Genomic DNA, 13,274 nt, shown 5'->3' with positions numbered 1-13,274 from the left:
AGGTGAATAATCCATCATGTCACACGTTATTATTTCAGCACAACATCTCACACAGAAAATTAAAATAGATCATCAAGATGTTACACTCCTTAAGTCAATCAATCTTCAAGTATACCAAGGCGAACAAGTCGCAATTACAGGGCGCTCAGGCTCGGGTAAATCGACCTTATTGGGCTTACTTGCAACCTTAGATGAAGCAAGCGGTGGTGAGCTTTGGATTTTAGATCAGCCTGTACATGAGTATTCAGAAGAGCAACGAGCAAAAGTAAGACAAACCTCAATTGGATTTGTATTTCAATCCTTTCATTTGCTTGGTCATTTAACTGCACTTGAAAATGTCATGCTGCCACTTCGTTTGACCTCAGGATTTAACTATCAAGCTGCAGAAAAAAAAGCCACTGAGCTGTTAAATAAAGTCGGCTTGACCAAACAAATCCAACAAACACCAAAAGTACTGTCGGGCGGAGAGCAACAACGCGTTGCTATTGCCCGTGCACTTGTTACTGATCCTAAAATAATTTTTGCAGATGAACCCACAGGGAACTTAGATGGTGAAACTGCTCAAGAGATTGAAAAATTATTGTTTGATTTAAACCGCGATATGGGTGTAACGCTGATATTGGTTACCCATCATTTAGATTTAGCACAGCGTTGCCAAACCCATTATGAATTACGCCAAGGTGAATTATTTCAACTGAGCACACAGCGTGTAGAGGGTGATCAATGAATGCTTTATTACGCCCATTGTTACAGCAAAGTTTTCGTAGCCAAAGCAGTTGGTTGCTGATTATTGCACTGAGTTTAGCCATTTGTGCCACAGCTGCTTTGAGTTTTAGTAATCAACAAATTAAACAAGCGATCGTGTTACAAGCTGCAGATTTGTTGGCTGCTGATTTAGTGGTTGAAGATCATGAACCGTTAAAACCAATTTATGCACAACGTGCGCAAGCGGATCAACTCAAACAATCCAATGTCACGGTGTTTAGTACCATGGCAAGCACTTCTGACCAATTTGTGATGGTACTTGTTAAAGCGGTAGATCAAGAATTTCCATTACGTGGGCAGCTTGTTATTCATGACCAACCTTCAGCCAAAATCCAACCCGGGGAAGTGTGGCTGAGTGCCCGTGCACAGTCTTTATTAAATGCCAAGCTTGGCGATCATATTCATATTGCTGATGCAACGTTGAAATTCACAGGCATAATTGAAAAAGACACCAATCAAGAAACCGGTTTTTCAGGGTTTTCTCCTGTGGTGGTGATCCATCAAGCAGATATTGCACAAACCCGTGCTATTCAAGTGGGCAGTCGTGTCGATTATCGTTTGCTCATATCAGGTGAGCCCGCAAAAATTGCTGCATACCAAACGTGGTTTAAACAGCAAAAACAAGCACAAATCCCTTCTAGTAAAGACACAGCCGAAAGTGATGTCAAAATTAAAGACGCCAAATCAGGCAATAATCGCTTATTGCAGCCGATTGAAAACTTAGAAACTTTTTTACAGTTAAGTAATTTGCTCACTATTTTATTGTGCGGTATTGCGATTGCATTGAGTGCGCATCGTTATGTACAGCAAAACCAAGATCATATTGCACTAATACGTTGTTTAGGGGCCAATAAATCTCAATTAATGATGGCTTTTTTATCCTTGCTTGGCATTGTATTGGTGTGTTCGGTGGTGATTGGTACGGTATTCGGGGCAGCATTAGGTTATGGCTTATTGCAAGTGATGCTTCAATTCATTCCCCAAGTCACTTTAACCATTTCATGGTTTGACTTAATTATCTCACCTTTACCTATTGCGATTTTAACCAGCGCATTGGTGTTATTGGGCTTTGTTTTACCTCATGTATATCAGCTTTTAAAAACGCCTCCAATTCGAGTATTAAGAGCAACTCCAAGCTTTAATCGTGCTTCTGTCTTTACAGTGATTACCGGTTTAGCAAGCTTGTTTATTTTAAGTTTGATTTTAACATCAAGTGTAAAGTTAACCGCTCAAGTGCTTGGTGGAATGACGCTCTTGTCTGTTCTCATGTATGGCATATTGTGGTTGGTTTTAAAACTGATCAAGCGATCGAAAGGGAAAATGGCATCATATGTACGTCTGCCATATCAAACGGCTTTGCAGATTACAGCGTTGGCACTTGGATTAAGTTTAATCTCCATTTTAATTGTATTAAGGTCTGATGTATTAACCCGATGGGAAGCTGAGTTACCATCAAATACGCCTAACCAATTTGTTTATGGACTACCTGTTAGTGATAAACCAAGCTTTGAAAGCGATATTCAAGCTGCTAAATGGGCAAGTACTGCACTTTATCCGAATGTCCGTGGTCGCTTAATTGCTAAAAATGGTCAGCCTTTTTCAGATGAGTTAATTAAAAAGAATAATAGCTTGCGCCGTGAGCTTAATTTAACCCAATCAAACGCTTATCCTGCAGAAAACAAAATCATTGCAGGTGATGAGCATTTAAAACAGGTTAATGATGTCTCCATTGAAAGTGAAACTGCCAAAAGCTTAGGCATTGCTTTGGGTGATACGTTGACTTTCAGTTTGCCTGAAGGTCAATTTAAAGCCAAAGTCGTTAATTTTAGAACAGTAGAGTGGCAAAGCTTTACTCCTAATTTCTTCTTTATTTTTGCGCCGGGGACGTTAGATGAAAATGCAGGCAGCTATATCGGCAGTTTTTTTGTGCCTAAAGCAGATCAAAATAAATTGCTTAATTTAATTCAGCATTATAACACCACCGTTTTTATTGATATCAGTATGATTTTAGATCAAGTCAAACATCTAATTTCAGTGATGATTAAAATTATGACGGTATTGGCAGCATTGGTTGCAGTATCAGGCTTTTTGGTACTTATGGCTTGTATCAATATCTTAATGGATGAACGAAAAAAAGAGGTCGCGTTATGGCGTGCTTTTGGCAGTGCGAAAGCTAAAATTCGTCAAATGATGATGCTTGAATTGGCATTCATGGGCATGATTGCGGGTGTCACATCATGTTTGTTTGCTGAAGTGATTGGCTTTATTGCAAGTAGACAGCTCCATTTAAGCCCGCAACTACATGGGTGGTTATGGCTTGTTTTACCTATTAGTATGATGCTGTTATGTGCATTGATAGGACGTTATCGTTTAAGTTATTTATGCGAAATTCCGCCATTACAAAGTTTAAGAAGCTATGATTAATTCATATCTTGAATCAGCGTCATCCAAAGCGGGGTGACGCTAGGCAATAAACTTGTACAGTATAAATAAGCTATTGCACAGATTAAAACGCCCACGCTGATCCCAATAATAGATGCTTGGCGTGGTTGGTTTTTTCGTTCAAATAGATAATAAATGAGGCTTAAAATTACGCCAATCATCATGCCACCTAAATGTGCCCAATTGTTAATATTGGGGGTGAGAATTCCAATCATGAGGTTGATGAACATGATGAGCAGTAATGGCTTAGCATTTAAAATTAAAGTGTGTTTGGTCAGTGGTGGTAATAATGATAAAACAGTCAACCCTGCACCGAGTCCCATAACTGCACCTGACGCACCTGCACTCACATGTGGTAAGCGTGAAATATCTTGTCCTTGAGTCAAGAAGATCATACTGTCATGAAAGCTAAACCAACTGCTAAATAGACTTCCACCAAGGCCTGCGATGATGTATAAGCCGACGAAATATACTTTGCCATATAACTGTTCAGCAATTTGTCCGAATAAATACAATGCCCACATATTCATCGCCAAATGAATAAAGCCAAAATGAAAAAACATGGAGGTAAATAAACGTTCAGGTGCATATAAAAATGTAATAGGTGCATAATCTGCACCCCAAGCTATCGCATCTTTTAAGCTTGGTGTGGCACTATTGACACCTGTAGAGATTTGCCACAAATACAAACCGATATTAATGCCAATCAGTAATGCGGTAATCCACCATAGGCGTAGCTGAAGTGTAGGACGATGAATGACGGGTGGTTGTGGTTGCATAGTGACATACTACATCGGTATGGTTTTATAGCTTCAGCTTAGCAGAAGCTTGGCGTTGGAGAAAGTTAGATTCATGAAAGCGGTAATTTCTCGTATTTTTTACACAGTACTGTTGATAGTGATTGCCATACAAGTTTGGATATTGGTGAGTTTGTTTTGGTGGCGTACAGCACCTGTAGAAACCACCATGTTTATGCGGATTGCCACATGGAGTAACCCCGATTTAGAGGTTCGACATGAATGGATTTCATATCCGAATATGGGCAAAAATATTAAAAAGGCGGTTATTGCTGCTGAAGATGCAAAATTTGTAGATCATCATGGGTTTGATTGGGATGGTGTACAGGTGGCATTGGCCAAAAATGAAAAAAACGGCAATGTGATTGCAGGTGGTTCAACGATATCTCAGCAATTGGCAAAAAATTTGTTTTTATATAATAAACGCTCTTATTTAAGAAAGGCAGAAGAAGCCATTATTACTGTAATGATGGAAAAAATGTGGTCAAAACAGCGTATTTTAGAAGTGTATTTAAACTCAGTTGAGTTCGGTGAGGGAATATATGGTATTGAAGCAGCCTCTCAATATTATTTTAATCGTTCAAGTGAGTATTTATCACCTCAACAGGCGATTTTTTTAGCTGCGTTATTACCAAATCCGAAGTATTATCAAGACAATAGAGATGATGCAAAATTTCGTTTTAAACAAAGGTTTATTGCCAAATATATGCGTTTGAGTCATATTCCTTAATGTATTTCTGATATTAATTAAAATTTATACAAGTTTTTATTTAATTGCCATAAATTTAAAGCATACTTAAATCAGATACAAAAAAATTTTATATGGAAAGGTGGTATGAGTACTGAAAATCATTCATTAACTGGTCAGCAAATTAATACAGTTGCGCCTGATTACGCTTATAACGAACGCTATATTAATCGCGAGCTTTCAATTTTAGACTTTCATTTACGTGTGTTAGAACAAGCGGTTGATCCACTGCATCCATTGCTTGAACGATTAAACTTCTTACTTATTTTTTCACGTAATTTAGATGAGTTTTTTGAAATTCGTGTTGCAGGCGTGATGGAAGAGTTAACATTAGGGAATGAAAGCCATACCCCGGATGGATTAACGCCAAAACAAGTGTTAGAAGCCATTTCTAAAACTGCACATGAAGCAGTTGAACGCCAATATCGTATTTTGAATGATGAAATTTTACCTAAGCTTCGTGAAGAAGATATTTGTTTTTTACGCCGTGGTGAATTAACCCCTGCGCAATCACAATGGGTGAAAAAATATTTTCAGGAACAAGTTGCCCCTGTTTTAACCCCAATTAGTTTAGACCCTGCACATCCATTTCCACGCTTAGTGAATAAAAGTTTAAACTTTGTGGTTACTTTAGATGGTAAAGATGCATTTGGTCGCCAAATTAATTTTGCAGTTGTACCTGCACCACGCTCATTACCACGTGTTGTTCGCTTACCAGATGAATTAACTGATGGAAAAGAGCATCATGTCATGTTGTCTGCGATTATTCATGAGCATGTATCTGATTTATTCCCTGGCATGACAGCGACTGGTTCATATCAGTTCCGTGTTACGCGTAATGCAGATTTAGAGTTGAATGAAGATGTTGAAGACTTAGCAATTGCATTAAAAGGCGAGCTCAGTTCACGACGTTTTGGCCGTGCAGTGCGTTTAGAAGTCACACAAAACTGTCCTAAACATATTTATAATTACTTACTTGAAGAATTTGAGCTTGATGAGCATCAATTATATAAAGTAGATGGTCCTGTCAATCTAGCGCGTTTATTGTCTAATTTTAAACGTCCACATTTAAAATATGACTCTTTTACGCCAGTTATTCCTAAAGTCTTGAAAAAATCAGGCAGTATTTTTTCTGCAATGAAAAAACAAGATATTTTATTACATCATCCATTTGAGTCTTTTTCACCAGTCATTACTTTATTGCGTGAAGCTGCCCGTGACCCGAAAGTTCTTGCCATTAAACAAACTTTATATCGCAGCGGTCCTGACTCAGAGATTGTACAAGTGCTTGCAGAAGCTGCACGAAATGGTAAAGAAGTAACAGCGGTGATTGAGCTACGTGCACGTTTTGATGAAGAATCAAATATTGCCGTGGCTAATTTGTTGCAAGAAGCAGGTGCTGTGGTTGTTTATGGCATTGTAGGATATAAAACCCATGCCAAAATGATCTTAGTGATTCGTCGTGAAAATGACAAACTGATCCGCTATGCTCATTTAGGGACAGGAAACTATCACGCAGGCAATGCACGAATTTATACCGATTATGGCTTGCTGACCACAGATAAAGATCTTTGTGAAGATGTACACCGGATTTTCCAAGAGTTGACGGGCATGGGTAAAATGGCGAAATTGAAAAAGCTATTTCATGCACCATTTACTTTACATAGTCAATTATTAGGCTTTATTGATGATGAAATTAATCATGCTAAAGCAGGCAAAGAGGCGCATATTATTGTTAAGGTCAATGCGTTAACAGAATTACAGTTGATCAATAAATTATATGAAGCATCGGCAGCAGGGGTGAAAATTGATTTAATTATTCGTTCAATTTGTTGTTTACGTCCGGGCTTACCAGGGCTATCTGAAAATATTCGTGTTCGCTCCATTGTAGGTCGCTTCTTAGAACATACACGTGTCTTTTACTTTAGCAATTTAGGCGATGCACACATTTATTGCTCAAGTGCAGATTGGATGAACCGTAATTTATTTAATCGTGTTGAAGCATGCTTCCCAATTGAAGATCCTGCATTAAGAAAAGTCATTTATCAGCAAGGTTTTTTAAATTATTTAAAAGACAATCAGCGTGCTTGGACTTTAAATGGCAATGGTTCATGGCAACGTGTGCAAGTACAAGAAGGCGAAAAGCCGCATGACTCGCAAGAAGTATTGCTTGAGTATTACCGTTAAAGTGAATTCTTGATATTCAGGGTGTAAAAGATTGATCTTTTACACTCTTTTTTATGTTTGAAATGACAGCATTCATCTTTTAATACTATGGCTGTAAGTTTTAGCGATTCAACCATGTATTAATCATTTAAGGATTCATTAAATTAAGTGATATTCGTATTATGTGTAGAGCAGTATCTTCTATGATATCAACATCTTTAATCTAAAATTTTAAGTTTAGATTACACGTGTAAATTCAATATTTTAAAAATCATTTCATGAATAAATTTAATCTAAAAATCATTAAAATAAGTTCCTTTAAACTACTGCATGACGCTGCATTCTATGCTTAAATGCAAAGATCAAAGATCGATTGAGTATGAAAGGAAAAATCATGCGTGCGTATAATTTCTCTGCTGGTCCTGCAGCATTGCCAACTGCTGTTTTAGAAAAAGCACAACAAGAGCTTTTAGATTGGCAGGGCAAAGGTATTTCGATTATGGAAATGAGCCATCGGCATAAAGATTATGTGGCTGTTGCAGAAAAAGCTGAATCGGATTTACGTCAGCTATTGAATATTCCTGATCACTATAAAGTCCTCTTTTTACAAGGCGGAGCAAGCTTACAATTCTCTGCGATTCCGATGAATTTACTTGGTCAACATGCACAAGCAGACTATGTCAAAACAGGCATTTGGTCGGATAAAGCCATTAAAGAAGCACAGCGTTATGGTGATATTCATGTCATTGACGCTGTTGAAGAGCGTGACGGAAAATCAGGTATTTTACCAAGCCATAAGTGGAATATTTCACCCAATGCAAGCTACTTGCATTATTGTGAAAATGAAACCATTGGTGGTTTACAATTTGATGAAATTCCTGAAACCAACGTACCTTTAGTTGCTGATTTCTCATCAAGCATTTTATCTGCACCGATTGATGTGTCTAAATTTGGTTTAATTTATGCAGGTGCGCAAAAGAATATTGGTCCTGCAGGTTTAACGCTTGTTATTGTGCGTGAAGATTTATTGGATCAAGTACAATCAGCAACGCCGACACTGCTTCAATATTCAGCACAAGCAAAAAATGAATCAATGTTAAATACTCCTGCAACTTATGCATGGTATTTGGCAGGTTTAGTGTTTGAATGGCTGCTAGAGCAAGGCGGAGTTGAGGCGATTCATCAAATTAATTTAGCCAAAGCTAAATTGCTATACGATTATATTGATCAAAGCGACTTTTATGATAATCCAATTGCTCTTGAGAATCGCTCATTAATGAATGTGCCATTTACATTGCGTGATGACAGTTTAAATAAGTTGTTTTTGCAAGAGTCAGAAGCACAGAATTTATTGCATTTGGCAGGACATCGTTCAGTCGGTGGAATGCGCGCAAGTATTTATAATGCAGTGCCACTTGAGGGTGTACAAGCATTGGTTGATTTTATGGATACATTCGCCAAAAAACACAGCTAAATTGATATTTATCTGAATTGCAAGCAGATGGCTTGCAATTCATTTACACAAAAATACTCTTTGCTGTTACGACACAAAAGTGAGCATATGCAGTGTAAATGCAATAATAAATATACCAAGCAAGAAGAAGCAAACAGCCCCTCGGTCGAGCTTACTATTGGGCTGAGTTTGTCGCTGTATCGACGTTATTATTTGTTCTGGCACAATTTTCATTCAGCAGTTCCAAACGCGATAATTTATTGATATACATTTTTTGTATTATCTGATTGTAGAATAAATATTAGTCTATGAAAACCACTATTTGATATAGATATCTCACCATTTGACTTAATTGGTTTTAAATTATCAAAATCATGTACGCTAAAACGTACATAGTGATTTTTAAAGCTAAAAATCAAATTTTATAGTTGAGATCAGGTGAGTTTAATATCAATCAATGACATATAGATTGAGCCAATCGAGTCAATCTATTTGTATGTTCTATCCGTTTATAATTTTTAATTGATGTGCTTTCCATGGAATATGGATGGTTACACATACAAAGCATAAAAACATACATTGTGCAATTTGTACTGAATTTAACATATCTCGTTTTTCATAAATCAGTATGCCTGTATTGTGAATTACATCTACAAAAATAATCAGAAATGTAAGGATCAAACCTGCTTTAGGTTTTAAAAATAGTAAAATAACAGCAAGAGGATCTAAAAAAGTTAAAGAAGTCCAAAAGAATCGTGCAAAAATAGGGGCATGATGATAATCCCAAAACAGACCATGCATCAGCACTGTTTTTAAATGATTGAATGCAGCACCCGTTAAACAAAGTGCGTAAATCACTCTAATGCTGAGTTCATGTTTCATTAATTTGGTGACGTTTTTATAAAATATAATGTTTAAATCATGACAAAGCGCAGTGCTCATCATAAAAATTCACACTACGTTCTTTACATGTCTATTAAGCGGCAGTTGAATAAATATTGGCTTGAATCCAAATATTACCGCGAATGTATTGATTAATTTCAAACTTATTATGTGCAGGATTTTTAGTGGCAACACGAATAAGTGTACTTTCATCTTGGTCAGAAAGTAATAAAATCACATCAAATAACGTATAAGTATCTTGCATAAATTGAGTGGACGTTTTGCCAACGATTTTGCCTTGAAACCATGCCTCATCTTCTTGCCCTAAATGCTCGCCGTGTAAATATGCAACCATTTTAGAAAAATCAACATTCAATGGTGCTTTATCATCTTCAGATTGTGGCTGCCATTGGTCAATTAACTCTTGTAAATTATGCGGTGCGACACCTTGATGCTGCGCTAAAATATCATTGAGGGCACGGTGATGTTTAATTGATGCAGGATCGTCAACCACAATACTTTCTTTTGGATCGACGACATCTAATTCATAGGCCCATGCAGACAATGATACAGCGTAACGCTGGTCTGCTATATATTGGTTGTGATTGACACTATATAAATTATCAAATGCATAGACAATGGCTTGTTGTTTGCCCACACTTAATCTTAATACAGCTTGACTGTGGCGGTCAGAACAAATGATACGTTCGACCTGACATGGCATCTTATACGGACTATTAAACACTGGAAAAGCTATTTTCACTGCACGAGGTTGCTGATTTTCAACCTCAATGACTTGTGCCACTTGAATGAGACTTTGGCTTGGACCTTGAATTAACCATGCATCTTCATCCATATCAGCTTCTGTTGCGCATAATCCCATGGGCATTTCAGGATGTTCGAGGGCTTGACCTAACCATGCTGGTACAGTTTCTGTTGGCGTATCTGTAAGTAGCGACCAATGTTCAACATGGCTGCCAAAGAGTTGATCTTCAATTGTGATTATTTCAGGTCTATTACTTGTCTTATTCATAGCACATTTATGTTTTCAATCCTTTTGCTTACTTTATCGAGCATGTGAGGGCATTTTTCAAGGGTTTATATGAAATAATTGTTTAAAGCGATGGCTTTTGCAGTGTTCATTTGATCAATGGCGAATGAAAACAGAAGAACAAAGGGGGTGTGAAAGCATGTTTTTGGCATTATACTCAATTATAAATTAATCAATGATATGAGTTGTTGTGCTGAATTTTAAATTGTGGGTGGATGCCGATGCATTGCCACGAATTTACCGTGATATTATTTTTAAGGCATCTGATCGCTATCAATTAGAAGTGATTTTTGTTGCCAATCAACCGTTGGGAATTACCCCGTCTGTGCGGATTAAATCATTACAAGTCCTAAGCGGTGCCGATCAAGCGGATAAAGAAATTGTGAATCAAATGCAAGCAGATGATATTGTGCTTACACAAGATATTCCCTTGGCTGCAGAAGTGATTGAAAAGGGTGGGATTGCCATCCATCCACGTGGTGAGGTATTTACCTTAACCAATATTAAAGCGCGTCTGCATTTAAGAGATTATATGGATACCTTACGAGGTGCAGGTGTACAAACAGGTGGCCCTAAGCCATTAGGCGAACGTGATAAGCGCGAATTTTCAAGTGCGCTTGATCAGACCATCTTACGTCAAAAGCGTAAAACACAACATAAATAACCAAGGATGCTGATCTTGAGTATGCATATCATCCGCGATCATGTTGTCTTTTAAAATGAACATGTATGCATGATGTAACATCGTTTGTACAATTGGACTCATATTCTCGAACGATTAAGGTTTAAATTTTGCCGAAATAAGGATAGTATTTTGCCAATTAATTGATCTTTTTCACTTAATCTATTTGTTTCAATAATGGATTTTATATATCCATTGGAGTGAATAAAAAGACGAGATTTTAAGCCAATCGATAGGCTTAATTTTATTTACTAAAAAGCAGCGTTGATTCTCCATTTTGAGAAAAATACTGTATTTGCTTTACCTTGGATTCAGGTCGTATGTTTAAACCCATCTCGCTGTACATCGGTTTGAGATATACTCGCGCTCGGCGCAGTAATCACTTTATTTCTTTTATTGCGCTTGTTTCTATGATTGGCTTGACACTTGGTGTCGCGGTCTTAATTACAGTATTGTCTGTAATGAATGGATTTGATCGTGAGTTAAAACAGCGTGTGCTTGGAATGGTTCCACAAGCAACGGTGTCTTCAGGAGAAATCATTACGGATTGGCCTGCGCTTGCTGAGAAGGTCTCTAAACACGAACATGTGACCGGGGTTGCACCATTTACTCAATTGCAAGGCATGATTACAGCACAAGGTCAGGTATCTGGTTTAATGGTGACCGGGATTGATGCACAGTACGAAAAAAAGGTCTCGATTATTCAAAACCACATGGTGGCAGGCAGTATTGATGCATTACAAAAAGGTGAGTTTGGAATTGTCCTTGGTAAACAGTTAACAGATGCTCTAGGTTTAGGCTTAAATGACAATGTCACTTTGGTTTTACCTGAAGCAACGCCGTCACCTGCAGGTGTGGTGCCTCGTTTTAAACGATTTAAAATTGTCGGCATTTTCAGTATTGGTGCCGAAGTTGACTCAAGTATGGGCTACATCAACCTATATGATGCATCTACTTTGTTACGTTTACCTGATGGCGCACAAGGTATTCGTATGAAGTTAGATAACCTATTTTTAGCACCTCAAGTGACGCAAGAGATTGTCCGTGAATTGCCTGCAGGATTTTATCCAACTGATTGGACATATACCCATGGTAATTTGTTTAGCGCAATTCAAATGGAAAAGGCTATGGTCAGCTTGCTGCTGTTTTTAATTGTATTGGTGGCTGCGTTTAATATTGTCTCTTCACTTGTGATGGTAGTAACAGACAAAAAATCAGATATAGCAATATTAAGAACGTTAGGTGCTTCACCTGCAACTATTACTCGTATATTTATGGTGCAAGGAACCATTATTGGAGTCACAGGCACGCTTGCAGGTGCAGTACTTGGAATTATTTTAGCTACAAGTATCAGTAGTATTATTGATTGGTTAAATACAAGTTTAGGTTGGCATTTATTTGATGCTTACTTTATTAACTATTTACCATCCTATTTAAGATGGCAAGATGTGGTGCTGATTGTATCTGTATCATTTATTTTAAGTTTCCTTGCTACAATTTACCCTGCCATTCGTGCGGCAAAAGTTCAACCTGCAGAGGCATTACGTTATGAGTAAAGTGGTATTAGATGCCCGACATATTGTAAAAACGTTTAATGAAGGACGTGCCTATGTTGATGTGTTAAAAGGGCTCTCTTTAAAAGTGCATGCAGGTGAATTTGTTTCAATTGTAGGTGCAAGTGGTTCAGGTAAAAGTACATTACTTCATATTTTAGGTGGTTTGGATCGACCGACTGAAGGCGAAATTTATTTAAATGATGCACGTTTTGACCACTTAAATGAAACAAGCCGTGGTAATTTAAGAAATCAACATTTAGGTTTTGTTTATCAGTTTCATCATTTATTACCTGAGTTTAGTGCATTAGAAAATGTAGCCATGCCTTTGATGCTAAGACAAAGTGTGCAATATGCTGAAGCAAAAAAAGAAGCTGAGTATTTATTAGAGCGTGTTGGTTTATCACACCGTTTATCGCACAAACCGGGTGAATTATCAGGTGGTGAGCGTCAGCGTGTTGCTTTGGCACGTGCACTGGTGACCAAACCTCAAGTGATGTTAGCAGATGAGCCAACAGGCAACTTAGACCGTAATACAGCCAAAAATATATTTGAATTGCTCAATGATTTGAAACAAGAATTCAACATGGCAATGTTAATTGTAACCCATGATGAAGCATTAGCCCGTTCAGCGGATCGGATCTTATATATGGTGGACGGTCTTTGGTCAGATACCGGACATCAGTAAAATAAATAAAAGAAAGACTTGTTAAAGTCCACATTGTGGGCTTTAAT

Annotated in this window: 11 protein-coding genes; 8 read left to right on the top strand and 3 right to left on the bottom strand. The window is 37.6% G+C overall.

The window, feature by feature from the left end:
- Positions 1–16 precede the first annotated feature (16 nt).
- Both CFY84_RS04435 and CFY84_RS04430 read left to right on the top strand, forming a co-directional pair.
- Positions 17–727, top strand: coding sequence for an ABC transporter ATP-binding protein (locus CFY84_RS04435; RefSeq protein ID WP_088822974.1), 711 nt, complete (start codon positions 17–19; stop codon positions 725–727).
- Positions 724–3,189 carry an ABC transporter permease gene (locus CFY84_RS04430; RefSeq protein WP_088822973.1) on the top strand — a complete coding sequence of 822 codons (2,466 nt, stop codon included), beginning with the start codon at positions 724–726 and terminating at the stop codon, positions 3,187–3,189. The genes CFY84_RS04435 and CFY84_RS04430 overlap by 4 nt, the downstream gene beginning before the upstream one ends.
- On the opposite strand, the gene CFY84_RS04425 is transcribed toward CFY84_RS04430, so the two are convergent.
- Entirely contained in the window at positions 3,186–3,986 is an 801-nt protein-coding gene (locus CFY84_RS04425) for a rhomboid family intramembrane serine protease (RefSeq protein WP_088822972.1), read from the bottom strand. The two genes, CFY84_RS04430 and CFY84_RS04425, sit on opposite strands and share 4 nt — an antisense overlap.
- Before the next feature lie 73 nt (positions 3,987–4,059).
- Between CFY84_RS04425 and mtgA the strand changes: the two genes are divergently transcribed.
- The 3 genes from mtgA (at position 4,060) to serC (ending at position 8,392) form a co-directional block, all read left to right on the top strand.
- Positions 4,060–4,734 carry a monofunctional biosynthetic peptidoglycan transglycosylase gene (gene mtgA / locus CFY84_RS04420; protein WP_088822971.1) on the top strand — a complete coding sequence of 225 codons (675 nt, stop codon included), beginning with the start codon at positions 4,060–4,062 and terminating at the stop codon, positions 4,732–4,734.
- A gap of 105 nt (positions 4,735–4,839) precedes the next feature.
- Complete coding sequence (gene ppk1 / locus CFY84_RS04415) at positions 4,840–6,939, top strand: polyphosphate kinase 1 (protein ID WP_088822970.1); 2,100 nt, start codon at positions 4,840–4,842, stop codon at positions 6,937–6,939.
- Between the two features lie 373 nt (positions 6,940–7,312).
- Positions 7,313–8,392: a 3-phosphoserine/phosphohydroxythreonine transaminase gene (gene serC / locus CFY84_RS04410; RefSeq protein ID WP_088822969.1), complete on the top strand. Its 1,080-nt coding sequence runs from the start codon at positions 7,313–7,315 to the stop codon at positions 8,390–8,392.
- A gap of 480 nt (positions 8,393–8,872) precedes the next feature.
- Here serC and CFY84_RS04405 read toward each other — a convergent pair whose 3' ends face one another.
- Positions 8,873–9,253, bottom strand: a complete 381-nt coding sequence (locus tag CFY84_RS04405; protein WP_088823387.1) for a hypothetical protein — start codon at positions 9,251–9,253, stop codon at positions 8,873–8,875.
- A gap of 94 nt (positions 9,254–9,347) precedes the next feature.
- Complete coding sequence (locus tag CFY84_RS04400) at positions 9,348–10,286, bottom strand: hypothetical protein (protein ID WP_088822968.1); 939 nt, start codon at positions 10,284–10,286, stop codon at positions 9,348–9,350.
- A gap of 208 nt (positions 10,287–10,494) precedes the next feature.
- Here CFY84_RS04400 and CFY84_RS04395 point away from each other — a divergent pair, with 208 nt between their 5' ends.
- The 3 genes from CFY84_RS04395 to lolD all read left to right on the top strand — a co-directional run bounded on the left by CFY84_RS04395 (position 10,495) and on the right by lolD (position 13,227).
- The gene (locus CFY84_RS04395) at positions 10,495–10,968 is read left to right on the top strand and encodes a YaiI/YqxD family protein (protein ID WP_088822967.1); all 474 of its coding nucleotides are present in this window, start codon (positions 10,495–10,497) and stop codon (positions 10,966–10,968) included.
- 338 nt (positions 10,969–11,306) lie between these two features.
- A complete protein-coding gene (locus CFY84_RS04390; RefSeq protein ID WP_088822966.1) occupies positions 11,307–12,542 on the top strand; it encodes a lipoprotein-releasing ABC transporter permease subunit in 1,236 nt (411 codons plus the stop codon).
- A complete protein-coding gene (gene lolD, locus CFY84_RS04385) occupies positions 12,535–13,227 on the top strand; it encodes a lipoprotein-releasing ABC transporter ATP-binding protein LolD (RefSeq protein WP_088822965.1) in 693 nt (230 codons plus the stop codon). The genes CFY84_RS04390 and lolD overlap by 8 nt, the downstream gene beginning before the upstream one ends.
- Positions 13,228–13,274 lie beyond the last annotated feature (47 nt).

Source organism: Acinetobacter apis (assembly GCF_900197575.1).
Taxonomy (GTDB): domain Bacteria; phylum Pseudomonadota; class Gammaproteobacteria; order Pseudomonadales; family Moraxellaceae; genus Acinetobacter; species Acinetobacter apis.
Note: the sequence above shows the minus strand (reverse complement) of the source record. Positions and strands in the feature narration are given on the sequence as shown.